The organism is Nonomuraea sediminis, assembly GCF_018531495.1.
GTDB lineage: Bacteria > Actinomycetota > Actinomycetes > Streptosporangiales > Streptosporangiaceae > Nonomuraea > Nonomuraea sediminis.
Genome location: NZ_JAHDTI010000004.1, coordinates 442,044 through 465,651 on the forward strand (window position 1 = coordinate 442,044; position 23,608 = coordinate 465,651).

Sequence of the window (23,608 nt, forward strand, 5' to 3'; positions counted from 1 at the left end):
TTACTCGCGGACCGCCCCTTGGAGCAGTCCCCGGATGAAATGGCGCTGGAGGAAGAGGTAGAAAATCACGACCGGCGTCGCGACGATGACGGATCCCGCGGCGAGCAGCGTGAAGCCGGAGGTGTACTGGCCCTGGAAGAAGGCCAGGCCCAGCGGCGCCGTGCGCAGGGACTCGCTGGTCACCATGATCAGCGGGATGAGGAACTCGTTCCACGTCCACATGAAGACCAGTACGGCCAGCGTGACGATGGCGGGCCGGGCCGGCGGCACCAGCACCTGCCAGAGCGTGCGCCACACCGAGGCGCCGTCGATCCTGGCCGCCTCCACGATGGCCCGCGGCGAGGCGCGGAAGTAGGCGCGCATCCAGAACGTGCCGAACGCCACCGACAGCGCCACCTGCGGCATCGCCACCGCCCAGAACGTGTCGATGAGCCCGAGCGTGCGCAGGTCGAAGTAGAGCGGCACGGCCACCGCCTCGCTCGGCATCATGATCCCGAGCAGGAACAGGTAGAACAGCACCGACTGGCCGCGGAAACGCATCGTGCCGAAGGCGTAGCCGCTCATGATGGACAGGACCACGCTGACGACCACCACGAACCCCGACACCGCCACGCTCGTGCGCAGGTACGTGCCGAACCTGCCGACCTCCCAGGCGGCGGCGAAGTTGCCGAGCCCGCTGGTCGCGCCGCTGTCGGACGGGCCGAACGCCGCCGTCAGGATCGACACGATGGGGAACAGCGCGAACGCGGCGAAGGCGATCAGGATGACGTAGTTGCCCAGGCGCTCCGCCCGCGAGATCACGACGCCTCCCCGTCGGCGAACCGGTTGATCACGAATGAGATGGCGAAGATGATCACGGTCAGCGTGACCCCGATCGCCGCCGCCGACCCCACCTGCCCCAGGCCGAAGGCCCGGTGGTAGACCTCGTACGACGGCACCGAGGTCGAGTTGCCCGGGCCGCCCTTGGTGGTGATGTACACCAGGTCGAAGGTGCGCAGCGCGGCGATCACGGTCAGCGTCAGCGCCACCGCGATCTCGCCGCGCACCGACGGCAGCGTGATCGAGAAGAACTCCCTGGTCGCGTTCGCCCCGTCCAGCCGGGCGGCCTCGTACAGGGTCGGGGGGATCCGGCTCATCCCCGCGAGCAGCAGCACGGTCACCAGCCCGGTCTCGAACCAGGTGCCGACCACGCCGACCGCCGGCAGCGCGAAGGTGTAGTCACCCAGCCAGCCCCTGGTCAGCGAGTCCAGCCCGAGCGCGCTCAGCAGGCCGTTGAGCGTCCCGTCGGGGGCGTACACCTTGCGCCAGGCCACCGCCACCACGACCATCGCGACCACCTGCGGCAGGAACACGACGGTACGGAAGAAGCCCATCCCGCGCACCTTGGCGTGGTTGAGGATCGCGGCCAGCATCAGCCCGATCGCCACCGGCGCCACCGCGTAGAACCCGATGAGCACCAGCGCGTGCCCGAAGGCCGCCCGCAACCCCTCGTCCGCGACGATCGCCACGTAGTTGTCCAGCCCGGCCCACGTGCCCAGCGACAGCCCGTCCCAGTTGTACAGGGACAGCTGTACGGCACGGCCGATCGGGTAGAGCAGGAACGCGGCGTAGATCGCGAAGGCCGGGAGGATGAACAGGTAGGCGACGCGCCGGGGCTCCCCAGGTGGTCGGCCTGTCATCCGTTGCTGTCCGAGAACGTCTTGTAGTCCTTCTCCAGCGTGTCCAGGAACTCCTGCGGGGTCTTCTTCTTGGCCAGCAGGTCCTGCAGCGCGGCGCCCAGCGTGTCGGAGAAGGTGGGCGTGGCGTAGTCCAGGTAGGGCGCCAGGCCGTTCTGCTTGGTGATCGTGGAGAACGCGGTGAACATGTCCTGCTGCGGCCCCGCGGGCACCGTCTGCTGGTCGGTGTCGGCGATCGGCAGCAGCCCGTTGGAGGTGAGCACCTTCATCGCGTCGGAGTTGGTGATGAAGTCGATGTAGGCGGCCGCGGCGTCCGGGTTGGGGCTCTTGGCGGTGATGGCGAAGGGCAGGCCCGTGCCGCCGGTCGCGACGGGGGCGCCGGGCGGCAGCATGAAGCCCAGGTTCTTGCCCATCGTCTTCTCCAGGTCGGCCAGCAGCCAGCTGCCGCCGATGAGGAACACGCCCTCGCCCTTGCCGAAGGCCTGCCAGGCCGGGTCGTAGCCCTCGCCGTTGAAGCCCTTGTTGAAGTAGCCCTTGTCCACCCAGTCGACGAGCTGCTGGGCGGCCTTGGTGTTCTCAGGGGAGTTCCACGAGCCGCCCTTGCGGCCGAAGCCGAGCGTGCTGATCTGGTCGGCGGGCACGTTCTGGCCCTGGACGGTGCCGAACACGTGGATGGCCGGCCACTTGTCCAGGTTGCCGAGCATCAGCGGGGTCTCACCGGCGGTCTTGGCCTTGGCCAGCGCCGCCTGGAAGTCCTCCCAGGTCTTGGGCGGGGTCAGGCCGAGCTTGGCCAGCTTCTCCTTGTTGTACAGGACGCCGACGACCTCGCCGACCTGCGGCATGCCGTACAGGCTGCCCTGGCCGAAGATCTTGCCGTCGGAGCTGTAGCTGACGTACTGCAGCACCGACTGGGGGTAGCGCTTCTTCCAGCCGTAGGCCTCGGCGTAGGCGTCGAGCGGGCGCAGCTGCCCCGCCTTGACGAAGGCGCCCATCTGGGGCCTGCCGTTGTTGGCCTGCACCACGTCAGGGGGCTCGTTGCCGGTCAGCGCCAGGCGCAGCGTGGTGTTGAGGTCGTCGAAGGAGCGCGACACCCGCTTGATCTTGATGTTGGGGTACTTCGCCTGGAAGTCGGCGACGAGCTTGGACATCTGGGCGTTCTGTCCGCCGCGGACCTCCTGGTCCCAGACGGTGAGCGTCACGTTGCCGAGCTTGGAGGCGTCGGTGCGGACGCCGCCGCTGGGCTGCGCGGGGGACGTCGCGGGCGGGGCCGAGGAGCCGGGCGCGCAGGCGGCGGTGGCCAAGGCGAGGACGCAGGCGGCGGCTGCGACGCGCATCTTGGGGGTCATGATGTTGCTCCTTCTTGCGTGGCCATCCCGAGGTCGGCGTAGCGGGCGATGGTGGCCGCCGCCCTGTGTACCGCACCCACGGGGACGGTGGGAACCAGCCGGTCCAGGAAGGCGTAGCGGCGGGCCAGCGAGTCGCCGTAGGCGCCGCCGGTCCCGGCGGACGCGCGCACCTCGTGCCACCAGTCCGCGATGTCCCCCCAGCCGGGCGCGGCCAGCGAGCCGCCGAACTGCTGGACGGCCAGCGCCGCGCACAGCCCGGCGAAGGCCAGCCGGTCGGCCAGCGGCCAGCCGCTCAGCGTGCCGAGCACGATCCCGGCGCCGAACACGTCGCCCGCGCCCGTGGGGTCGAGCGCGGTCACCCGCGGCGCGGGCACGAACGCCTCCTCGCCGGTCGTCGAGTCGATGGCCATGGCGCCGTTGGCCCCGTCGGTGACGACCGCCAGCGGGACCCGGTCGGCGAGCGCGTACAGCGCGTCGCGCGTCGTCTCGGTGCCGGTGTAGGCCATGGCCTCGACCGCGTTGGGCATGAAGGCGTGGGCGGTGGACAGGCGGTCGAGCAGCTCGGGCGACCAGGTCTCCGACGGGTCCCAGCCCACGTCGGCGAAGATCAGCGAGCCGTTCTGGTGCGCGAGCTCGGCCCAGCCGGACTCCTGGTGGTCCTCGCTGGACAGGTCCACGATCACCGCCCTGGACGGCGGCGGGCAGCCGATCATCTCCGCGGCCGGCATAGGCGCGGGGTGGCCGTGCGTGACCATGCTGCGGTCGCGGTTGACCGCCATGGACACCGTCACGGGCGAGTGCCAGTGCTCGAAGCGGCGCGATCTGGACAGGTCGACCGACTCCTGCTCGGCCAGGGTGCGCCAGCAGAAGTCGCCGTAGTCGTCGTCGCCGAAAGCGGCGGCAAGCGATGTGCGCAGGCCCAAGCGGCTGGTGGCGATGGCCAGGTTGGCGATGCCGCCAGGGCAGGACCCCATGCCCTCGGCCCACACCTCGGTGCCCGCTGCGGGCATCGCGGGCAGGCCGGTGAAGACGATGTCGAGGAAGACGGTTCCCGCCAGGAAGACATCGAATTGGGGCCCCTCGGGGCTGCGCAGATCGGCAAGAGGGTCGTACACAGGTTTTGCTCCATCCTCGACAAGCCGAGATGTGCGCAATCTTGCACGTTTACGCGTAGATATCAAGAGAGCATGCTCGCTTTTGCGCGGAAATGGCTGATACGATCCGAGCGTGCTTCAGCGCGTCAGGCATGCAGAGATCATGCGAAGGGTTCGCCTCTCGGGCGCGACCAGTGTGCAGGAACTCGCTCAACAGCTCGGCGTCAGCCCGTCGACGATCCGCCGGGATCTCGAGGTGCTCGATCGGGACGGCACGCTGAGACGGGTGCGCGGGGGAGCGCTCGCCAGCGTCGACGCCGACACCGACCGGCCCTTCTCCGAGGTGGCCGAGGTCGACGAGCAGGACAAGGAGGCGGTCGCGCTCAGCGCCGCCGAGCTGGTGCGCGACGGCGACGTGGTGCTGCTCGACATCGGCACCACGACCATGCGCCTGGCCCACCACCTGCGCGGCCGCCCGATCACCGTGATCACCTCCAGCCTGGCCGTGTTCGACGTGCTGCGCCACGACTCCGCCGTCGAGCTGCTGCTGCTCGGCGGCAGGCTCCGGCGCCCCTACCACTCGCTGGTCGGCGTGCTCACCGAGGCGGCGCTCGGCCAGGTCGTGGCCGACCGCGTGTTCCTCGGCGTGAGCGGCGTCCGGCAGGACGGGCAGCTGGTCGACACCACGCTGGCCGAGGTGCCGCTGAAGCGGGCCATGATCGCGGCCGCGGGCGAGGTGGTGCTGCTGGTGGACCGGCACAAGTTCCCCGGCACCGGCGCGCTGCGGGTCTGCGGGCCCGAGGACATCGACGTCGTCGTCACCAACCGGGGTGCCGACGAGACGACGCTGCGCAACTGCGCGGCCGCTGGTGCGGAGGTTGTACGAGTATGAAGTTGGCCGTCCTCGGCGGTGGGGGTTTCCGGGTTCCGCTGGTGTACGGCGCGCTGCTGCGTGACACGGCCAGACCCCGGGTGGACGAGGTCGTGCTGCACGACGTGTCCGCGGAGCGGCTGGAGGCCATCGGCCACGTGCTCGAGCAGCTCGCCGGTGACGAACGCGAGATCAAGGTCCATACGACCACGGACCTGGACACCGCGCTGGGCGGTGCCGACTTCGTCTTCTCCGCCATCCGGGTGGGCGGGCTGGCCGGCCGTACCGCCGACGAGCGGGTCGCGCTCGAGCTCGGCCTGCTCGGCCAGGAGACGACCGGCCCCGGCGGCATCGCCTACGGGCTGCGGACCGTGCCCGTGGCGGTGCGGGTGGCCGAGCGGATCGCCGCCGTGGCCCCCGACGCCTGGGTGATCAACTTCACCAACCCGGCCGGCATGATCACCGAGGCCATGCAGAGCGTGCTGGGCGAGCGGGTCGTCGGGATCTGTGACTCGCCGATCGGCCTGATCAGGCGGTCGGCCGCCGCGCTCGGCCTCGACCCGGCGCGCGTTTCGCCCGACTACGTGGGGCTGAACCACCTGGGCTGGCTGCGCGGGCTGTCCTACCAGGGTCGCGACGTGCTGCCCGAGCTGCTCGCCGACGACCAGGCCCTGGAGCGGGTGGAGGAGGCCAGGCTCTTCGGCAACGAGTGGGTGCGGACCCTGGGCGCGCTGCCCAACGAGTACCTGCACTACTACTACTTCGCCCGCGAGTCCATCGCCTCGATCACCGGGCGCGACCTGACCCGAGGCGAGTCGCTCGAGCGCCAGCAGGACCGCTTCTACACGGCCGTGCGCGAGCGTCCCGAGCGTGCCCTGGCCGAGTGGGAGCAGACACGCAGGGAACGCGACGCCAGCTACATGGCCGAGGCCCGCACCGGCGAGCGGGACGCCTCCGACCTGGAGGCGGGCGGCTACGAGGGCATCGCGCTCTCGCTCATGGGCGCGCTGGCCAGGGGCGAGCCCTCCACGATGATCCTCAACGTCCGCAACGGCAGCGCGGTCCCCGGCGTGCCGGCGGACGCGGTCGTGGAGATTCCGTGCGTGGTGACGGGCTCCGGCATCAAGCCGCTGGCCACCAGCCCGCTCGACGGGCGCTTCCTCGGGTTGGTGCAACAGGTGAAGGCGGCAGAGCGGGCCACCATCGAGGCCGCGCTGACGGGCTCGCCGCGCCTGGCCGTGGCGGCCTTCGCCCTGCACCCGCTGGTCGACTCGGTGGGCACGGCCCGCCTGCTGTTCGACGGATACCGCGCGCGCATCCCTTCGCTGGCCGCCACTTTCCCCGGATAGTTCCATACTTGCGCAGGCACGCAAGCCTGGGTCAGTCTTGGTGGCATGCCAGATCTCGGATGGGGTGAGATCCCGCCACCGGTGACAAGTGATGGATCGCGCTTAGACTGGGCGCCCGTGGCGACCAAGGAGATCGGCGACCCGCCCGCGGACGTGCTTGCCGAGGCGGCGGCCGCCTTCGGGTTGCTCTCATCGCCACCGCGGCTGCACATCGTGTGGGCGCTGTCGCAGGGCGAGTGCGACGTGAGCGGGCTGGCCGAGCGGGTGGGCGGCGCGCTGCCCGCGGTCAGCCAGCACCTGGCCAAGCTCAAGCTGGCCGGTCTGGTGCGTTCCAGGCGCGAGGGCCGCCGGGTGGTCTACCTGATCGACGATCAGGACATCGTGGCCACCGTCAGGGGGTTGGTGGGGCGGCTCGCCGAGCGCACGAGCGCGCCGGAGGAGTCCGCCGGTGGTCTGGGCGCCTGAGGCGCCGCGCAGGACGCGCGAGCTGACCCAGCTGCAGGCGCTTCGGCGGTTGGACTCGGGGCCGCGCGGCCTGGTGGAGACCGAGGCCGAGGCTCGCCTGCTGCGCCTGGGCGACAACGCCGTTCCCGTCCACCCGCCTTCCTGGCCCCGCCGACTGGCCCGCAGCCTGCGTGACCCGTTCACCATGGTGCTGCTCGCGCTCGGCGTGGTCTCCGCGCTGATCGCCTCCTGGGGCGCCGCGGGCGTCATCGTGCTCCTGGTCGCGGCGAGCTGCCTGCTCCGTTCCAACGGCGAGTACCGGGCCGACCGCTCGACGGCGGCGCTGCGCGCGCTGGTGGCCACCACGGCCACGGTCCGCCGGCGCCCGACCGAGGAGGCCCCGTCGTGGGAGCGGGAGATCCCCGTCGACCAGCTGGTACCCGGCGACGTGATCAAGCTCGGGCCCGGCGACCTGGTGCCGGCCGACGTCCGGTTGCTGCGCGCCGGCGGGCTGACGGTGCACCAGGCGCCGGTCACGGGCGAGTCCGCCCCGGTGCCCAAGCGGGCGCTCGACCTGCCCGACGGCGACGACCATCTGTGCTGGCAGGGCAGCAGTGTGGCCACGGGCAGCGCTCTTGCCGTGGTGACGGCCACCGGCGGCGACACCGTCCTGGCCGGCGCCTACCACGGTCCGGTGCGCAGGCTGTCGGCCTTCGACCGGTCGGTGAACGGGATCTCCTGGATCCTGGTCAGGCTCATGCTGATCATCCCGCCGGTCGCCCTGGTGGCCAACGCGGTGCTGCGCGGCAGGGGCCTCGAGGCGCTGCCGTTCGCTGTCGCGGTGGCCGTCGGCCTCACCCCCGAGATGCTGCCCGTCGTCGTGACCACCGCCCTGGCCAGGGGTTCCGTGCTGCTCGCGCGCCGCGGAGTGATCGTCAAAAGGCTGCCCGCGCTGCACGACCTGGGCGCGGTCGACGTGCTCTGCATGGACAAGACCGGCACGCTCACCCGCGACCGCCCCGTGGTCGACGCCTCGGTGGATCCCGACGGGCTCACCGATCCCGAGGTGCTGCGCTGGGCGGCGATCAACAGCTTCTGGACGCTGCACCTGACCGACCTGCCCACGCCGGACCCCCTGGACGAGGCGATCCTGGCCGCCGCACCCGGGATCGGCGACGTCGAGGGCGTGGACGCCGCGCCGTTCGACCCGACGACGCGGATCTCGTGCGCGCTGGTGAACGACGGCGGCAGGCACGTCGTCGTGGTCAAGGGCGCCGCCGAGGCGGTGCTGGCCCGGTGTTCGGTGCCGCGGGGCAAGGGGCCGGCCGACCGGCTCGCGGAAGGGGGTGCGCGGGTCCTCGCGGTGGCCATCGCGGAGAGAGACCGACTGGGCGAGGAGCACGGGCTGACCCTCGTCGGGTTCGTCACCCTGGTCGACGAGCCCTCGCCCGAGGCGGCCGGCGCGCTGGACGCGCTGATCCGCAGGGGGATCACCCCGAAGGTGGTCACCGGCGACCACCCGGCCACCGCCGCCCGCACCTGCCGCGACCTGGGCCTCTCACCGGGCACCGTCGTCGAGGCGGGATCGGCCACGGACGCCGAACTGGCCGAGGCGACCGTCATCGCCCGCTGCACCCCCGAGGACAAGGCGCGCGTCGTCACGGTGCTGCGCGCGGCCGGGCACACCGTCGGCTTCCTCGGCGACGGCGTCAACGACCTGCCTGCGATCCGGGCCGCCGAGGTCGGCATCTGCCCCCGTGACGGCGTCGACGTCACCCGCGAGGCCGCCGACATCGTGCTGGCCGCCAAGGACCTCACCGCGATCGACCAGGCCGTCGTCGCCGGGCGGCGCAGCACCGGCAACATCGTCACCTACCTGCGCATCGCGCTGTCGTCCAACGTCGGCAACGTCATCGCGATGCTGCTCGCCGGGCTGGCGCTGCCGTTCCTGCCGATGCTGCCCGTCCAGGTCCTGGTCCAGAACCTCTGCTTCGACGCCGCCCAGCTCGCCCTGGCCTTCGACCGGGCCGACCCGGGCGTGCTCGCCCGCCCCTTCAGGCTCCGCCCCGACGGCGTGCTGCGCTTCATCCTCGGCTTCGGCGTGCTGAACGCCGGCGTCGACCTGGCCACCTTCACCGTTCTCGGCACCGGGGACCAGGCCGTGTTCCACACCGGCTGGTTCATCGAGAACCTGCTCACCCAGGCCGTGATCATGCTGCTGCTCCGCCCCGTCGCCCGGGTCCCGCGCCCGCTCTGGCCGGCGACCGGCCTGCTCGCGGCGGTCGCGCTGCTGCTCCCGCTCTCGCCGCTGGCCGGCCCGTTCGGCCTGACCGCGCTCCCCGCCGCCGGCTACTTCTGGCTCCTGCTCGTCGCCATCCTGTACGGCGGGGCACTGGTCGCCCTCAGGAGCCTGCGGGCCAGGCGCTAGGCGGAGCAGGCCTCCGACAGCTTGCCCGTGGCCGCGACCAGGGTCCTGGTGGGCTTCGGCGTGTGGCGGGGCTTGGCCAGCAGCGGGGTCGCGGGTCCGTGCGAGCGGGCGATGGCCTTGCGCACGTCGGCCCTGATGCGCCGGAAGTCCGGATAGGCCGGGTTGTACTTGGGCGGCACGAACGACAGCGTCGTGACGCGCGCGTTCTTCACCAGGTCGGCCAGCGGCACCAGGTCCTGCAGCCTGCCCCGCGGGATGTCGGTCTTGAAGGTCTGACGCGCCGCGGTGGCCAGACGCTCGAACTTGAACAGCACGGTGGACGGGTCGAGCTGGTTGAGCATCGCGGAGATGACGCAGTGCTGGCGGCGCATCCGGGTGTGGTTGTCGCCGCCCGCGCACGTGGATCCGTCGTGGTCCCTGGCTCTGCCGTACCAGAGCGCGTCGTTGCCGTCGAGGCGGTGCGTGCCCGCCCTGATGATGCCGCCGTCGCTGCGGCCCACGCCGTAACAGATGTCCTGCTCGACGTGGATGCGCACGCCGCCGAGCGCGTCGATGAGGTGGGCCACGCCCCACATGTTGACCAGCACGTAGTAGTCGATCTTCAGGCCGAGGATCTGGCCGATCGCGCCCTTGATCGCGTCGGGCGCGCGGGTGGGGGAGTCGTGGAACTGCTCAGGGTGCATGTCGGCGTACATCCAGACGGCGTTGAGCAGGTCGGATCCGCCGCGCTCGGGGCCGGTCATGTAGAAGCCCTTGGGCGGTGGGAACAGGGTGCGCATCACGCTGCCCTTGGGGAAGGGCGCGTTCTCCATCTCCCTGGGCAGCGCGAACAGCACGGTGTCGCCGGTCTTCACGTCGATGCTGGCCACGTTCATGCTGTCGGTGCGGATGCTGGTGCCCCGCCGGTCTGCAGCGCCGTCGCCGCCGAGCAGCAGGATGTTGATCCGGTCGCGGCCGGCCCACGGGTCGGCGTGGTTGATCGGGACGGGCTCCTCCGGGGCGGTGAACACCTGGCCGAGCGTGTCGTCGACCGTCTTCACGGCCCGGGACGCCACCACGAACGGCGACAGCACCGCCGCCACCAGCACCAGGGCCACCGCGTCCGACCACACCAGTCGCCGCCGCGGCCGCAGAGCCGCGTAGGAGGCGATCACCAGCAGACCCCACGTCACGCCGACGCCGATGCACAGGCCCGCGAGCATCCTGGCCCAGGCCGCGTCGGTCAGCACCGCGGTGCCGCCCGACGACAGCACCACCACGGTCGCCGCCACGCCCGCGCCGAGGAACAACGTCAGCAGGGCCAGCCCCACTATCCGGTATCCGGCCCGCAGGTGCGCCGCCCCCGGAACCACGATCGACAGTACTGTCCAGCCGATCGCGGCTCCCGCGCTCCTCTTGTCGCTCATGTGCCCTCTAGCCTCAGAAGTCTCTCGTGATCAAGAATCTTGCATAGTTGCCCATCTGCGCAAGTTGAGAAGCGGTCACGACTCGGCATCCAACTGTCCATGGTTCCCCCTTGACACTGGCAGGTCGGCCTGCGGTTTCGTACGTTGCGCTCAGCGGGGGAAATGGAGGCACGTCATGATCCGCATTGCGTCCCGGGGGCTGGCCCTGGCCGTGGTCACGACCACATTGGCGGCATGTGGCGGGGGCAGCAACACCGCCACGCAGCAGACCGGATCGGCGCCTGCCGCGAAGGCCGACGGTGTTCTCACGGTCGGCACGTTGCTGCCGCAGACCGGCTCGCTGGCCTTCCTGGGGCCGCCCGAGATCGCCGGCGTCGACGTGGCCGTCAAGGAGATCAATGCCGCCGGCGGTGTGCTCGGCAAGCCGGTCGTCAAGTACGACACGGACTCCGGTGACACGACGACGAACATCGCCTCGCAGTCGGTGGACAAGCTGCTCGCGCAGAAGGCGGACGCGATCATCGGCGCGGCGTCGTCCTCGGTGTCGCTGTCGGTCATCGACAAGATCACCGGCGCGGGGGTGATCGAGTTCTCGCCGGCCAACACCTCCGACGCGTTCTCCACGATCAACGACCGCGGCCTGTACTTCCGTACCTCGCCGCCGGACAAGCTGCAGGGCCGCGTGCTCGGCGACCTGATCGTCGCCGACGGCAACGACACCGTCGGCATCCTGGCCATGCAGGACTCCTACGGCACCGGCCTGGCCAACAACGTCTCCAAGGACGTCCAGGACGGCGGCGCCCAGGTGGTCGCGCGAGCCGACTACGACCCCAAGGCCACGGACTTCTCGGCTGAGGTCAGCCAGCTCAAGGCCAAGAACCCCAAGGCGATCGTGCTGGTCGGGTTCGAGGAGACCTCCAAGGTCATCCAGGAGCTGGTCAAGCAGGGCCTCACCGCCGACACCCACAAGTGGTACATGGTCGACGGCAACACCTCCAACACCAACTACCTGCAGATGCCCAAGGGCACGCTCCAGGGCGTCAAGGGCACCATCCCCGGCGCGGCCGCGCCGCAGGCGTTCCAGGCCAAGCTCAAGCAGGACAACCCCAAGCTGCAGGACTTCGCCTACGCGCCGGAGGCCTACGACGCGATGAACCTGATCGCGCTGGCGGCACAGGAGGCCAAGACCGACGACCCCGGGCAGATCGCCAAGCACCTTCCCACCGTCAGCAAGGGCGGCGAGAAGTGCAAGGACTTCAAGTCCTGCGCGGCCCTGCTCAAGGCGGGCAAGGACATCGACTACGACGGCGTCAGCGGTCCCGTCGAGTTCAACGCCGCCGGTGACCCCGCGGTCGCCACGATCGGCGTCTACCAGTACGGCGCCGACAACAAGTACCCGACCAAGGCGCTGGAGTACCGCACGGGCGACATCGCGGGCTGATCCTCACCCGGGCACGAGCAGGGTGGTCAGCAGCGTGTCCAGGCTGACCAGCCCGATCAGCTTGCCGTCGCGCTCCTCGACGAGGGCCAGCTGGCTGCGGGCGGCGCGCATGGCGGAGACGGCGTGCGCCACCGAGGCGTCCGCGGCCAGCCGGGGCGCCGGGTAGGCCAGCCGCTCCGCCGTGACCCGCCTGCCCCTGCGCCGCGCCAGGTAGGCGTCGCGCAGGTGCACCACGCCGGCCGGCCAGACCACCAGGCGGGTCCTGCCCGTCCGCGCGCAGGCGTCGACGATCTGCTCGGCCGTGGCGTCCCCCCGCACCCCGGCGATCTCGGCGGCGGGCGTGATCAGGTCGGCGATGGCGGTCTCCGGCGCCCTCAGGGTCTGGGTGAGCACGGCGTGGTCCTCCGGCTCGATGAGGCCCAGCCTGCGCGACTCCTCGACCAGGTGGCGCAGTTGCTCGGGCGTGCGCGGCCTGGTCTCGCCCGCGGCCTGCCGTACGCCGAACAGGCGCAGCAACCCGTTGGTGACCCCGTTGAGCGCGGCGAGCAGCGGCCTGACCACCACCGTGAAGCCGCGGAAGGGCAGCGCCACCAGCATCGCGGAGCGCTCGGGGTGGGCGATGGCCCACGACTTGGGCGCCATCTCGCCGACCACCATGTGCAGGAACGTCACGATCGCCAGCGCGATCACGAACGCCACCCCGTGCGCGGCCGCCTCGGGCAGTCCCAGCGTGTGGAAGAGCGGGACCAGCGTCCCGGCGATCACCGGCTCCGACACCACGCCCAGACCGAGCGAGCACAGCGTGATGCCGAGCTGCGCGCCCGCCAGCATCAGCGACAGCTCGTCGATCCCGTCCAGCGCCGCGCGCGCGGCGCTGCTGCCGTGCGCGGCCTGCCGTTCCAGCCGGGGCCGCCTGGCGGCGACCAGCGCGAACTCGGAGGCGACGAAGAAGCCGTTGCCGATGAGGAAGAGCACGGTCAGCAGCAGGCTCATCCGCCCACCTCCAGCTGGACGCGCTCGGGCACGTGCCGTTTCAGCGTCAGCACCTCGATCCTGGCCTGCTCGGGCTCGTCGGGGTCCAGGCTGGGCGGCAGCTCCACGGTCACCACGTCGCCGGGTACGGCGAAGCGGCCGAGCCGGTAGAGGACCAGGCCGCCGACGGTCTCGTACTCGTTCTGTTCAGGCAGGTGGACGCCGGTCTCCAGGGCCACCTCGTCGATGCGGAGGTCGGCGTCCAGCTCCCAGCCGCCGGATCTCCTGACCGCGTGCCGGTCCTCCGCGTCGTTCTCGTCGGCGATCTCGCCCACCAGCTCCTCTGCCACGTCCTCCCAGGTCACCAGCCCGGCCAGGCCGCCGTGCTCGTCCACCACGCAGGCGACCTCCTCGCCGCGCTCGTGCAGCCGGGACACCAGCGCGGGCAGCGGCAGCGAGAACGGGACGGCCAGCACCTCGCGGGCCAGCTCCGCGACCCGGGTCTCCAGCGGCGGGTAGGAGGCGAGGTCGCGCAGGCTGACGATTCCGGTGATGTCGTCGATGCGGTCGCCGATCACCGGGTAGTGCGTGTGGCCGTGCCTGGCGATCAGCTCGTCCAGGTCGGCGACCGTGGCCTGGCCGCTGATCGTGATGGTGTCGACGCGCGGGACCATGACCTCCTCGGCGGTGTGGTCGGAGAAGGCCAGCGCGCGTTCCAGCACGTCGGCCTCGCGACCCGAGAGCGCGCCGTGCTCCTTCGACTCGCCGATGACGTGCCTCAGTTCCTCCAGCGTGGCGCCGTGGCGCAGCTCCTCGACCGGCTCGATCCCCACCGCGCGCACCAGCTTCGTCGCGGCCACGTCGAACAGCCGGATCACCGGCCCGGCCACGGTCAGGTACACCAGCGTCGACCGGGCCAGCGTCAGTGCCACCGGCTCCGCCCTGGCCAGCGCCAGGTTCTTGGGCGCCAGCTCGCCCAGCACCATCTGCAGGACGGTCGCCAGCGCGAACCCCAGGCCCAGCGCCACCCCGCCCACCGCCTCGGCGGGCACGCCCACGGCCTCCAGCACCGGCGCGATCACCTCGGCCAGCGCCGGCTTGGCGATGAACCCCACCACCAGCGTCGTCACGGTGATCCCCAGCTGGGCCCCCGACAGCATGAACGACAGCCGCTCCATCACCCGGACAGCCCTGGCGGCCCTGGCGTCCCCTCCGGCCGCCCGCTGCGAGAGCAGCAGCCGGTCGGCGCCCACGTAGGCGAACTCCTGTGCCACGAAGTAGCCGGTGGCCAGCGTCAGTACCAGCACGGCAAGCAGACCCGCAGCCATACCGCCACGCTATCGACATCTCCGGCAGGAACCCCGGGGCGGCACGCGAGCGTTGTGCCGGGTGACAGATCATGGGAGGGCAGCGTGGCAATCACCGGAATCATCTCCGCCATCGTCATCGGCGTCGTGATCGGCGCCCTCGGCAGGCTCGTCATCCCCGGACGGCAGCACATGCCGATCTGGCTGACCATCCTTATCGGCATCGTGGCAGCCCTCATCGGCACCGCGATCGCCACCGTCCTGGGCGTCGCCGACACCCGCGGCATCGACTGGATCGAACTGGGCATCCAGGTCGCTCTGGCCGCCCTCGGCGTCTCCCTCACCCAGGGCCTGTACGGCCGGCGAGGTTGACGACCACGGGCCTGCCTGGGGATTCCTGGAACGGGCTTGGTCTGGACTTGGCCGCCGCTGAGGAACACCTGGGTCATGGAGCCAAAGGTCACGATCATCGGTGTGGGGCATCTGGGTGAGGCGGTGCTGGCCGGACTGATGAGGTCCGGGTATCCCGCCGAGGCCCTCAGACGCAACGAGAAGCCGACCGACACGTTCGGCATAGACGTCGAACCCGACAACGCGGCAGCGGTCAAGGACGCCTCCCTGGTGCTGCTCGCGGTCCCGCCCGATCGGGTCGAGACCGTGGCCAGGGAGATCGGCCCCGCTCTGGCCCCCGACGCCATCGTGGTCAGCCTGGCCGCGGGCGTCCCGACGAGCGTGATCCAGGCGGACCTGTCGCGGGCCAACCCGGTGGTGCGGGTGATGACCAACACCGCCGCCCGGGTCGGCGAGGCGATGAGCGCCATCACGCCGGGCCACTCCGCCACGCCGGTCCACGTCGCCGTGGTGCGCAGGCTGTTCGAGCGGCTCGGCGCCGTCATCGAGGTGCCCGAGGACGCCCAGGACACGGTCACCGCGATCGCAGGCTCCGGGCCGATGTTCGCCGCCTACCTGGCGGGCGCCATCGAGACGGTCGCGCTGCAGCACGAGCTGCCGGTCGCCGACGCCCACCTGCTCGCCGCCCAGGCGCTGACCGGCGCGGCCGCCCTGCTCAAGACGGGCAAGGCGCCCGCCGAGCTGGTCGACCAGGCCAGGACTCCCGGCGGGACCAGCGAGGCCGCCTTCGAGGCACTCAGCCACCACTCGGTCGACCACGCCGTCCGCAAGGCCGTGGAGGCCGCCATCCGGCGCGCGGGCCAGCTCGCCCGACGCTGAGGCCGGCGCCGGTCAGCGCAGGTCGTGCGGGAGGAGTTCGTCCAGGCGCGAGGTGGCCAGGGCCGAGTCCCACAGGAGCTCCCGCTGGACGGCCCTGGCGGGGTCGCCGCGGTCCTCGCCGTCCGGATCCTCGGGCGGGTCGGGTGCCGCGGTGGCGTCCGCGACGACGGCGACGTCGCGCTTGTCGGCGTCCGCCTCGTCGCTGTCGATGCGGTGCGCGGCCGATTCGACGTCGGCCGGTGATGAGTCACTCATTCTGCAAAATATGCCCTGATTAGGGCTTTTGATGCTTTTCGGGCGCATAGGTGGACGAGTCCGCATCCTGCTTCAGGGTGTCGTGGTGAGCCGGCCGTACGGCGACAGGGTCTTGGACAGGTCGCCCGGCTTGCCGCGGAGGGTGGCGTCGAGGAAGGCGGTCGTGGCGCCGGCCGTGACGCGCAGGGCGCCGGTGCGGCCGAGCGAGCCGGCCAGTGAGGGCAGCGGCGGCAGGTAGAGCGGCGCGTCGGTGAAGGTGAGGTGGGCCGAGCCGGGCACGGTCAGGCGGTAGGCCCGCGCCGTGCTCAGGGCGAGGACCTGTGACAGGCGCGGGAGGTAGTTCGGCTGCTCACCGGGCCTGACGTCGTGGGTGAGCGCGAGCACCGGCTGGCGGAACGGCCGCGGCGCCGGGTCGTGCGGATAGCCGTCCAGGTCGATGACGGCCGCGAACCGGGGATCCTGCCGCGCGGCCTGCAGCGCGGCGCTGCCGCCGATCGAGTGTCCCGTGACGGCGGCCCTGCCGGTGTCCAGCCGTCCCGACAGCGGGCCCTCGATCCGCTCGAGCCGGGTGAGGGCGAAGCTCAGGTCGGCCGCCCTGATGGTCGACCAGGTGGCGGCCCTGCGCTCGTCCTCGGCCCGGTCGCCGGTGGCCTTCAGCCGGGTGCGGACGGCCCGGCCGTCGGCCAGGGTGACGATGGCCGAGTCGTAGGGGTGGTCGAGGGCGGCCACCACGTAGCCGCGGCTGGCCAGTTCCTCGGCCCAGGCCGTGTTCTGGGTGCGCACGCCGCCCAGGCCGGGTGAGAACAGGACGACCGGGTAGCGCTCGCCGTCGTCGGCGACCGGGGCGTCGAACACGGCGTGGCTGTGGGCACGGGGCAGCTCGTCGAGCGCGAACGCCGGCACCCCGAGGTAGGCCGCCAGGCCGCCGGCGACCACGCCCGCCTCCCGCTCGGTCCGTCCCATGTACTGCGCGCCGGGCCCGTCCGTCTTCCTGGCCGGATACCAGAGCTGCGCGACCACCGTGCGCCGGTCGCCGGGGTCCGGTGTGGCGTCCTCGCCGCGATCCGGGTCGGTCCACTGCGTGATGGTGGTGCCCACCGCGTACGCGCCCGACGGCTCGGGAAAGCCGGGCGCGGGCAGCGCCCACGCGGCCCCCGCGCCCGCCAGGACCAGCCCGGCGCAGACCACGGCCCCGATGACCCTGCCCCGCCACACCGCTGCGAGCGCGGCCCCGGCCAGCACGGGCAGCAGCTGCCACCGGAACCCGTCCACGAACATCACCACGGCGCTCGCCACCACGACCACCCCGCCGCCCACCATGACGCGCGGGCGCCAGGGGCCGGGCAGCCACCGGGCGGCCACCAGCACCAGGGCGCCGGCCACCAGTACGATCTCCATCCGCCCATGGTCGAAGCAGGACCCCGTGCGGCACATCGACCTAATGTCCACGATCACGTCCTACTCAGGTCGCACGCTTATGAGACGTCAATGTCCGCCCGCCAGGCTGACCGGTATGAGCAGAGACAAGGCACTGGTCGACATCGACTGGGCGCAGGCACACCTGAACGACCCCGGCGTCGTGCTGGTCGAGGTGGACGAGGACACCACCGCCTACGACCGCGGCCACATCACCGGCGCGGTCCGGCTCGACTGGACGAAGGAACTGCAGGACCCCGTCCGTCGCCAGTTCGTGGACAAGGCCGGGTTCGAGCGGCTGATGTCGGCCAAGGGCATCGCCCGCGACCACACCGTGGTGCTGTACGGCGGCAACAACAACTGGTTCGCCGCCTACGCCTACTGGTACCTGAAGATCTACGGCCACCCCGACGTGCGGCTGCTCAACGGCGGCCGGATGAAGTGGGAGCTGGAGGGCGGCACGCTGGTCACCGAGGTCCCCGAGCGGCCGTCCACGGCCTACGTCGCCGACGAGCCGCGCGGCGACATCCGCGCCCTGCGCGACGACGTGCTCGCCTCGATCGGCAAGGCCCGGCTGATCGACGTGCGCTCGCCCGACGAGTACACCGGCCGCCTCCTCGCCCCCGCCCACCTGCCCCAGGAGAGCGCCCAGCGCCCCGGCCACATCCCGTCGGCGGTGAACGTCCCGTGGTCACGCGCCTGCCTGGCCGACGGCACCTTCAAGGCCGACGACGACCTGCGCGAGCTGTACGGCGAGCAGGACGGGCCCGTGATCGCCTACTGCCGGATCGGCGAGCGCTCCGCGCACACCTGGTTCGTCCTGCACGAGCTGCTCGACCACCCCGACGTGCGCAACTACGACGGCTCGTGGACCGAGTACGGCTCGCTCGTCGGCGTCCCCATCGAGCTGGGCGACGGCCGGATCTGGGACAACGTCTGACGGCAGGGTCTAGGGCGGGGTGAGCGTGTAGCGACCAGTGGTGGCGTGCCATTCGAACCCGCCGCCGAGCCACGCGCCGACTCCCCACAGGAAGCGCTGGAGCTCGAGCGAAGGCACCGACCGCAGCTCGTGGCAGTCGTTCTCGAAGGCGTGCACGGTGTCGTTGTGCAGCTGGATGACGCGCTCGGCCGCCTCCCTCAGCGAGCAGCCCCGCTCGGCCGCCACCAGCAGGACGAGGTTGCAGTCGGGCGACTCGTCGGCGCTCTCCTTGATCGCCGAGTACAGGTCGTTGACCAGCACGGCGGCGGTGCCGGCCCGCATGACGGCGGTGTGGACGCGCCGGGAGTGGAACAGCTCGCTCGGCAGCTCATAGCCGCCCACGATGTCGATCAGCGTCATCGAGGTGTAGAAGCTGTCATGCTGCCGCGCGGCCAGGTAGCGCCAGGCGGGCACGGGCTCGTCGCCGCGCCGCCAGGAGGCGTAGGCGTTCCAGATAGCCCACATCTGGAATGAGGTGTTGCACACGCGCATCCGCTGGGCGGAGGTGGCGTGCCGGGCGACGCGCTCGGTGGCGGAGGTCAGCGCGACCAGGACGGGATCGGCGCACAGCTGCTCGTCGAGCTGGTCGGTGAACTCGTCGGCGGGCGGCGGCGGGTCCATCGCCGAGACCGCGAGCGCCAGCCTGCCGCCCAGCAGGTCGGGGTCGGCGCCCAGGTCGGTCTCGTCGGCGTAGTAGTCGTCGCACGCCCACCACGCCGCGTTCATCTGCGCGGCGAGCAGCAGCCGGTCGGGGTCGTCGGTCTCGGCGTGGGTGAGCATGGCCAGCCGCCCGAACCCGGTCTTGCGGAAGATGTCGATGCGGCCCTCGTGCAGGCCGATCCCCTCGGCCCAGGCCACGAGCAGCTCGTTGACCTCCTCGCCGAGCCGGTCGTCGACGCGGACCGTGAGCGGGCAGTACAGCGGGGGCAGCGTCCCGTCCCCCCACGGTCGCGGCGCGAAGACCAGCGGAGCCGCGAGGTTGCGCGCACCCGGCAGGTGCGCGACCCCGCTGCCGAGACCGGTGGGTCCGGACAGCACCCGCTCGAGTGCCTCAGGAAACAGGGTCACCGATCCTGTGACCTGCTCTGGGGCCGTCGACGGGGAGAGGAGCGAATCCACGGAGGGGGGACGCATGCCGTACCTTTCGCGAGTCGGGTCAGATGCGGTCGGCGGCGATGAGGAGGTAGTGGAAGCTGCCGTCCTTGTAGGCGCTCAGGAACGCCTCCTCGATGCCGGTGGCGACGGAGGACTGGGCGCGCAGCTCCCAGTAGGGGATCGTGGCCTCGGTCAGGTCGATCACGTTGATCGGGACGAGGCGGTTGTCGGCCATCGCCTTGAAGTAAGCGCTACGTGGGTGGATGTCGCAGATGTAGTGGGTGTTGATCTGGCTGACGGCCTTGGACGGGTGGCCGTAGACGTCGTTGTAGCAGCCGGTGATGCAGACGTAGCGGCCGCCGGGGGCCAGGATGCGGGCGTACTCGGCGAACAGCTTGGTCAGGTCGACGTACATCGTGCTCTCGTTGTTCCAGATGCCGTTGAGACTGCCCGTCTCGAAGCCGGTTTCGAGCATGTTGCGGAAGTGGAAGCGCACCTTGTCGCTCACGCCGCGCCTGTGGGCCTGGTCGTTGGAGAAGTCGACCTGCTTCTGCGAGATGGAGATGCCGTCGACGTGGCAGCCGAAGCGCTGGTTGGCCATGAAGCTGGTGCCGCCACGGCCCGAACCCGAGTCGAGCAGGCGTTGCGAGGGTTCGATCACCCCGAGGTGGTCGAGCAGGAGGTCCGCCTGCGCGGTCTCCAGGCGGTGCATCTCCTCGATGATGCGCTCCTCCGGGCCGCCGAGAACCGACCAGTCGACCGCGCCGATGCCGTAATGGTGGTGGTAGGTGCCTGACACGTCCCCGAGCCGGAGGTTGACCGGGTTCTCCTCCTTGTTCCAGTAGTCGGCGATGGAGTGCTGGTACGCGGTGGTCAGGATGGACATCGCGGGCTTCCTTTCAGGCGATTTCAACCGACTCCAGGACGCCGAGGGCGTCCGGGACCAGAACGGCACAGGAGTAGTAGGCGGTGACCAGGTACTGCGCGATCGCCTTGTCGGTGATCCCGAGCCGGCGCACGGAAAGGGAGGGGGCGTACTCGTCGGGGATCCCGGTCCTGTGCAGGCCGATCACGCCGCGGTCTTCCTCGCCGGTGCGCATCGCGATGATCGAGGTGGTGCCCTGGGCGGTGATGGGGATCTTGTCGCAGGGCAGGATCGGCACGCCCCGCCAGGCGTTCACGGTCCTGCCGTCCACCTCGACCGTGCCGGGGTAGACGCCGCGGCTGGTGCACTCGCGGTGGAAGGCGGCGATCGCCCTGGGGTGTGCCAGGTAGAGCTTGGTCTTGCGGCGGCGGGCGAGCAGGTCGTCCAGGTCGTCGGGGGTGGGCGGGCCCGTGCGGGTGTGGATGCGCTGGCGGAAGTCGGCGTTGTGCAGCAGGCCGAAGTCCCGGTTGTTGACCAGCTCGTGCTCCTGGCGCTCGCGCAGCGCCTCGACCGTCAGTCGCAGCTGCTGGTCGAGCTGGTTCATCGGCTCGCTGTAGAGGTCCGTCACCCGGGTGTGCACGCGCAGGACGGTCTGGGCGGCGCTCAGCTCGTACTCCCTGGGCGCGGCCTCGTACTCGACGTACGTGCCGGGGATCACGGGCTCGCCGGAATGGCCTGACGACATGTGGATCGCGGCCTCGCCGTACTTGTTCTGCTCGTGCGTGTGCGCGTTCAGGTACGTCTCGACGTGCGCCCGCAGCGCGGGGGACTGGGCGAGCACCTGCTGGAAGGCCGCGCGTGAGAGCGTCAGCAGGACGACCCTGGTCGTGGCGCGCACGGTGAAGGGCCACTGCGACTCGGTGACCAGCGCCCTGTCGCCGTAGAACTCGCCGTCGGCCAGGACGCCGAGAGCGACCTCCTGCCCGTAGGCGCCGGGGCCCGACCTGGTCACCCTGCCGTGCGCGATGAGGTGCACCGCGTCGGCGTCGGTGCCCTGCTCGGCCAGGACCTCGCCCGGCTCGGCGGTGCGCTGCTCGCATCGGCCGGCCAGCGCGGCCAGCACCTCGGGATCGCCGAACGCGCGCAGCAGCGGCAGCTCGCCCAGCTCCGCGGGTACGACCCTGGTGACGCCGCCCAGTTGCTCGAAGCTCAGCCGCCCGTCGCCGATCAGGTAGCTGAGGCGCCGGTTGACCCGGTACGCGCCGCCGGGGACCTCGACCCAGGGCAGCACCTTGAGCAGCCACCGCGGGCTGATCTCCTGCATCTGGGGCGGCGTCTTGGTGGTCGTCGCCAGCTTGCGCGCGGCCTGGGTCCCCAGGCTGAGCCGGGTATCGGGCACAGGGTCACCTCAACGGGGGCTCGAGATCATCTATACGCAACGCTACGAGAGATGGACTCAGCGTAAAGCGAGGTGTTCCATTAATCGGACCCGCACGCTGTGTGTAGCAACGAAACACCCAGGGTAGTCATGGGTGCGGTAAACGCCGGTCAACCCGGGGGGGACATGATCGAGATAGTGCAGCGCCCGGCCGCTCTCGGCAGCCTGGAGCGAGGCATCGAGCTGCTTGACTGCCTGTCCTCACAGGCCAGGCCGATGAGCCTCACCCAACTGTCGCGCGCCACAGGACTGCCCAAGACGACCACCCACCGGCTGCTCAGCGTGCTGGAACGGCGCGGCCTCATCCGGCGTTCCGGAGGCGACTATGTCCTGGTCGGCCGGCGCATGCCGTTCAGCCGGCGGCTGGTGCTGCCCCACCTGGTCCGCCTGTACGAGGCCACCAGGCAGACGGTGAACCTGGCCGTGCTGCGCGGCATCGAGGCGCACTACGTCGAGCGGATCTACGGCGAGAACCGCGTGCGGTCGCGCTCCGACGGCATCGACCGGGCCCCGCTGCACTGCACCGCCGTGGGCAAGGTGCTGCTCGCCTTCTCCGTCGACCTCAGGGGCGCGGCCTTCCGTGGACCGCTCCAGCGCATGACCGGGCGCACGATCATCCGTCCCGACCTGCTCGACCAGGAGCTGAAGACGGTCCGGCGGGACGGCGTTGCCTACTCGCGGGAGGAGTTCGTCGACGGGGTCGTGTGCGCCGCGGCGCCGCTGTTCGGCCCCGACGGCGAGGTGCGCATGGCCATCGGCGTCGCGGCCCCGGCCGCCGGCGTCCCGCTGGGCAAGCTGGGCGGCGCCGTACGGCATGCCGCGGACCAGATGGCGCTGGCACTTCTCAAGAGCCGATGAGGTTCCGATTGTCGGAACCCGCGATCGACTTTCCGTACCCGGCACGTAACTTTCTGTTGAGAAGATCGGTTCGGCGGCGAGGGAGGCCGGCCATGACGGCCGACATCGTTGAGTCCACGACCCGGGAGATCACGGCCGACGTCCGACGGCGCGTCGACGACAGGCTCGCCGCCTTCCTCGACGCCCACCCCGTCCCCGTCGCCCATCCGGGCGTCGCCGAGGGATACCGGCTGCTGCACGAGTTCGTCACCTGCGGAGGCAAGCGCATCCGCCCGATCCTGTGCTACTGGGGCTGGCGCGGCGCCGGCGGCGACGACGACTGCGCCGCGATCACCGCGGGAGCCGCGCTCGAGCTCTACCACGCCGGGCTGCTCATCCACGACGACGTCATCGACGGCAGCGTGCTGCGCCGCGGACGCCCCACGGTCCACCGGGCGCTGGCCCGGCGCGGTGAGGTCTTCGGGCACGCCGCCGCCATCCTGCTCGGCGCGCAGGTCCAGGCCTGGGCGGACGAGCTGCTGTCGGAGGTCGCCGACCCGCGGGTGCGCGCCCTGTTCGACCTGATGCGGGCCGAGGTGCTCGCCGGGCAGTACCTCGACATCCTGGCCCACCACCGCGAGGATCCCGGCGTCGAGCAGGCCCTGACCGTCATCCGGTTCAAGACGGCCAAGTACACCGTCGAGCGCCCGCTCCAGATCGGCGGCGCGCTGGCCGGGGCCGGGCCCGAGGTGCTGGCCGCCTACTCGCGCTTCGGCCTGCCGCTCGGCGAGGCGTTCCAGCTGCGCGACGACGTGCTCGGCGTCTTCGGCGAGCCCGCCGCGACCGGCAAGCCGAACCTCGACGACCTGCGCGAGGGCAAGCAGACCGTGCTGATCGCCCACGCCGCGGCGGGCTGCACGCCCGCCCAGCGCCGCGAGCTGCGGCTGTGGCACGGCAACCCCGCGCTCGACGAGGAGCACGCGGCCACGCTGCGGCAGATCATCGCCGAGACCGGCGCGCTCGCCCACGTCGAATCGATGATCGAGCTGCTGGTCGAGAAGGCGATCCGCGAGCTGCGCTCCAGCCCCGTACACCCCGGTACCCACACCGCCATGACCGTGCTCGCCGACGTGCTGACGCGCCGGACCCGCTAACAGAG

Annotated in this window: 22 protein-coding genes; 10 read left to right on the forward strand and 12 right to left on the reverse strand. The window is 71.2% G+C overall.

Going from position 1 to position 23,608, the window contains the following annotated elements; translation table 11 throughout:
* The 4 genes from KIK09_RS21885 to KIK09_RS21900 are packed head-to-tail and all read right to left on the reverse strand — an operon-like array spanning position 1 to position 4,137.
* The gene (locus KIK09_RS21885; RefSeq protein WP_214321132.1) at positions 1 to 801 is read right to left on the reverse strand and encodes a carbohydrate ABC transporter permease; all 801 of its coding nucleotides are present in this window, start codon (positions 799 to 801) and stop codon (positions 1 to 3) included.
* Entirely contained in the window at positions 798 to 1,679 is an 882-nt protein-coding gene (locus tag KIK09_RS21890; RefSeq protein ID WP_214321133.1) for a carbohydrate ABC transporter permease, read from the reverse strand. The genes KIK09_RS21885 and KIK09_RS21890 overlap by 4 nt, the downstream gene beginning before the upstream one ends.
* Positions 1,676 to 3,022: an ABC transporter substrate-binding protein gene (locus KIK09_RS21895; protein WP_214321134.1), complete on the reverse strand. Its 1,347-nt coding sequence runs from the start codon at positions 3,020 to 3,022 to the stop codon at positions 1,676 to 1,678. The genes KIK09_RS21890 and KIK09_RS21895 overlap by 4 nt, the downstream gene beginning before the upstream one ends.
* Complete coding sequence (locus KIK09_RS21900; RefSeq protein WP_214321135.1) at positions 3,019 to 4,137, reverse strand: carbohydrate kinase family protein; 1,119 nt, start codon at positions 4,135 to 4,137, stop codon at positions 3,019 to 3,021. The genes KIK09_RS21895 and KIK09_RS21900 overlap by 4 nt, the downstream gene beginning before the upstream one ends.
* 112 nt (positions 4,138 to 4,249) lie before the next feature.
* Here KIK09_RS21900 and KIK09_RS21905 point away from each other — a divergent pair, with 112 nt between their 5' ends.
* From KIK09_RS21905 to KIK09_RS21920, 4 genes are all read left to right on the forward strand, one after another.
* Positions 4,250 to 5,008: a DeoR/GlpR family DNA-binding transcription regulator gene (locus tag KIK09_RS21905; protein WP_214321136.1), complete on the forward strand. Its 759-nt coding sequence runs from the start codon at positions 4,250 to 4,252 to the stop codon at positions 5,006 to 5,008.
* A complete protein-coding gene (locus KIK09_RS21910; protein ID WP_214321137.1) occupies positions 5,005 to 6,336 on the forward strand; it encodes a 6-phospho-beta-glucosidase in 1,332 nt (443 codons plus the stop codon). Before KIK09_RS21905 ends, KIK09_RS21910 begins: the two co-directional genes overlap by 4 nt.
* Before the next feature lie 117 nt (positions 6,337 to 6,453).
* Positions 6,454 to 6,801, forward strand: coding sequence for an ArsR/SmtB family transcription factor (locus KIK09_RS21915; protein ID WP_308164228.1), 348 nt, complete (start codon positions 6,454 to 6,456; stop codon positions 6,799 to 6,801).
* On the forward strand, positions 6,785 to 9,208 hold the full coding sequence (locus KIK09_RS21920; protein ID WP_214321138.1) for an HAD-IC family P-type ATPase: 2,424 nt from the start codon (positions 6,785 to 6,787) through the stop codon (positions 9,206 to 9,208). Before KIK09_RS21915 ends, KIK09_RS21920 begins: the two co-directional genes overlap by 17 nt.
* Here KIK09_RS21920 and KIK09_RS21925 read toward each other — a convergent pair.
* Complete coding sequence (locus KIK09_RS21925) at positions 9,205 to 10,614, reverse strand: LCP family protein (protein WP_214321139.1); 1,410 nt, start codon at positions 10,612 to 10,614, stop codon at positions 9,205 to 9,207. The two genes, KIK09_RS21920 and KIK09_RS21925, sit on opposite strands and share 4 nt — an antisense overlap.
* A 175-nt stretch (positions 10,615 to 10,789) precedes the next feature.
* Between KIK09_RS21925 and KIK09_RS21930 the strand changes: the two genes are divergently transcribed.
* Positions 10,790 to 12,055, forward strand: a complete 1,266-nt coding sequence (locus KIK09_RS21930; RefSeq protein ID WP_214321140.1) for an ABC transporter substrate-binding protein — start codon at positions 10,790 to 10,792, stop codon at positions 12,053 to 12,055.
* A gap of 3 nt (positions 12,056 to 12,058) precedes the next feature.
* Here the strand turns inward: KIK09_RS21930 and KIK09_RS21935 are convergent, their stop codons facing one another.
* The gene (locus KIK09_RS21935) at positions 12,059 to 13,048 is read right to left on the reverse strand and encodes a hemolysin family protein (RefSeq protein WP_214321141.1); all 990 of its coding nucleotides are present in this window, start codon (positions 13,046 to 13,048) and stop codon (positions 12,059 to 12,061) included.
* Positions 13,045 to 14,355, reverse strand: coding sequence for a hemolysin family protein (locus KIK09_RS21940; RefSeq protein WP_214321142.1), 1,311 nt, complete (start codon positions 14,353 to 14,355; stop codon positions 13,045 to 13,047). The genes KIK09_RS21935 and KIK09_RS21940 overlap by 4 nt, the downstream gene beginning before the upstream one ends.
* Positions 14,356 to 14,439: 84 nt before the next feature.
* On the opposite strand from KIK09_RS21940, the gene KIK09_RS21945 reads away from it, so the two are divergent.
* Both KIK09_RS21945 and KIK09_RS21950 read left to right on the forward strand, forming a co-directional pair.
* Entirely contained in the window at positions 14,440 to 14,706 is a 267-nt protein-coding gene (locus KIK09_RS21945) for a GlsB/YeaQ/YmgE family stress response membrane protein (protein ID WP_214321143.1), read from the forward strand.
* Between the two features lie 75 nt (positions 14,707 to 14,781).
* On the forward strand, positions 14,782 to 15,564 hold the full coding sequence (locus tag KIK09_RS21950) for a pyrroline-5-carboxylate reductase family protein (protein ID WP_214321144.1): 783 nt from the start codon (positions 14,782 to 14,784) through the stop codon (positions 15,562 to 15,564).
* A gap of 12 nt (positions 15,565 to 15,576) precedes the next feature.
* Here the strand turns inward: KIK09_RS21950 and KIK09_RS21955 are convergent, their stop codons facing one another.
* Positions 15,577 to 15,819, reverse strand: coding sequence for a hypothetical protein (locus KIK09_RS21955; protein ID WP_214321145.1), 243 nt, complete (start codon positions 15,817 to 15,819; stop codon positions 15,577 to 15,579).
* Positions 15,820 to 15,891: 72 nt separating this feature from the next.
* On the reverse strand, positions 15,892 to 17,217 hold the full coding sequence (locus KIK09_RS21960; protein ID WP_214321146.1) for an alpha/beta hydrolase family protein: 1,326 nt from the start codon (positions 17,215 to 17,217) through the stop codon (positions 15,892 to 15,894).
* A 115-nt stretch (positions 17,218 to 17,332) separates the two neighbouring features.
* Here KIK09_RS21960 and KIK09_RS21965 point away from each other — a divergent pair, with 115 nt between their 5' ends.
* Positions 17,333 to 18,175: a sulfurtransferase gene (locus tag KIK09_RS21965; protein WP_214321147.1), complete on the forward strand. Its 843-nt coding sequence runs from the start codon at positions 17,333 to 17,335 to the stop codon at positions 18,173 to 18,175.
* Positions 18,176 to 18,184: 9 nt separating this feature from the next.
* Here the strand turns inward: KIK09_RS21965 and KIK09_RS21970 are convergent, their stop codons facing one another.
* From KIK09_RS21970 to KIK09_RS21980, 3 genes are all read right to left on the reverse strand, one after another.
* Positions 18,185 to 19,282, reverse strand: coding sequence for a family 2 encapsulin nanocompartment cargo protein terpene cyclase (locus tag KIK09_RS21970; protein WP_214321148.1), 1,098 nt, complete (start codon positions 19,280 to 19,282; stop codon positions 18,185 to 18,187).
* An 88-nt stretch (positions 19,283 to 19,370) separates the two neighbouring features.
* Complete coding sequence (locus KIK09_RS21975; RefSeq protein ID WP_214321149.1) at positions 19,371 to 20,195, reverse strand: geranyl diphosphate 2-C-methyltransferase; 825 nt, start codon at positions 20,193 to 20,195, stop codon at positions 19,371 to 19,373.
* A 13-nt stretch (positions 20,196 to 20,208) separates the two neighbouring features.
* Positions 20,209 to 21,573, reverse strand: a complete 1,365-nt coding sequence (locus KIK09_RS21980; RefSeq protein WP_308164229.1) for a family 2B encapsulin nanocompartment shell protein — start codon at positions 21,571 to 21,573, stop codon at positions 20,209 to 20,211.
* A 165-nt stretch (positions 21,574 to 21,738) separates the two neighbouring features.
* Between KIK09_RS21980 and KIK09_RS21985 the strand changes: the two genes are divergently transcribed.
* Both KIK09_RS21985 and KIK09_RS21990 read left to right on the forward strand, forming a co-directional pair.
* Positions 21,739 to 22,470 carry an IclR family transcriptional regulator gene (locus tag KIK09_RS21985; protein ID WP_214321150.1) on the forward strand — a complete coding sequence of 244 codons (732 nt, stop codon included), beginning with the start codon at positions 21,739 to 21,741 and terminating at the stop codon, positions 22,468 to 22,470.
* Positions 22,471 to 22,562: 92 nt separating this feature from the next.
* Complete coding sequence (locus tag KIK09_RS21990; protein ID WP_214321151.1) at positions 22,563 to 23,603, forward strand: polyprenyl synthetase family protein; 1,041 nt, start codon at positions 22,563 to 22,565, stop codon at positions 23,601 to 23,603.
* The last annotated feature ends 5 nt before the right edge of the window (positions 23,604 to 23,608 follow it).

What these genes read in the sequence shown, in the direction of transcription:
- KIK09_RS21890 (WP_214321133.1), bottom strand. Translation starts at nt 1,679, where the DNA reads ATGACAGGCCGACCACCTGGGGAGCCCCGGCGCGTCGCCTACCTGTTC.
- KIK09_RS21895 (WP_214321134.1), bottom strand. Translation starts at nt 3,022, where the DNA reads ATGACCCCCAAGATGCGCGTCGCAGCCGCCGCCTGCGTCCTCGCCTTG.
- KIK09_RS21910 (WP_214321137.1), top strand. Translation starts at nt 5,005, where the DNA reads ATGAAGTTGGCCGTCCTCGGCGGTGGGGGTTTCCGGGTTCCGCTGGTG.
- KIK09_RS21925 (WP_214321139.1), bottom strand. Translation starts at nt 10,614, where the DNA reads ATGAGCGACAAGAGGAGCGCGGGAGCCGCGATCGGCTGGACAGTACTG.
- KIK09_RS21930 (WP_214321140.1), top strand. Translation starts at nt 10,790, where the DNA reads ATGATCCGCATTGCGTCCCGGGGGCTGGCCCTGGCCGTGGTCACGACC.
- KIK09_RS21935 (WP_214321141.1), bottom strand. Translation starts at nt 13,048, where the DNA reads ATGAGCCTGCTGCTGACCGTGCTCTTCCTCATCGGCAACGGCTTCTTC.
- KIK09_RS21940 (WP_214321142.1), bottom strand. Translation starts at nt 14,355, where the DNA reads ATGGCTGCGGGTCTGCTTGCCGTGCTGGTACTGACGCTGGCCACCGGC.
- KIK09_RS21950 (WP_214321144.1), top strand. Translation starts at nt 14,782, where the DNA reads ATGGAGCCAAAGGTCACGATCATCGGTGTGGGGCATCTGGGTGAGGCG.
- KIK09_RS21955 (WP_214321145.1), bottom strand. Translation starts at nt 15,819, where the DNA reads ATGAGTGACTCATCACCGGCCGACGTCGAATCGGCCGCGCACCGCATC.
- KIK09_RS21960 (WP_214321146.1), bottom strand. Translation starts at nt 17,217, where the DNA reads ATGGAGATCGTACTGGTGGCCGGCGCCCTGGTGCTGGTGGCCGCCCGG.
- KIK09_RS21965 (WP_214321147.1), top strand. Translation starts at nt 17,333, where the DNA reads ATGAGCAGAGACAAGGCACTGGTCGACATCGACTGGGCGCAGGCACAC.
- KIK09_RS21975 (WP_214321149.1), bottom strand. Translation starts at nt 20,195, where the DNA reads ATGTCCATCCTGACCACCGCGTACCAGCACTCCATCGCCGACTACTGG.
- KIK09_RS21985 (WP_214321150.1), top strand. Translation starts at nt 21,739, where the DNA reads ATGATCGAGATAGTGCAGCGCCCGGCCGCTCTCGGCAGCCTGGAGCGA.
- KIK09_RS21990 (WP_214321151.1), top strand. Translation starts at nt 22,563, where the DNA reads ATGACGGCCGACATCGTTGAGTCCACGACCCGGGAGATCACGGCCGAC.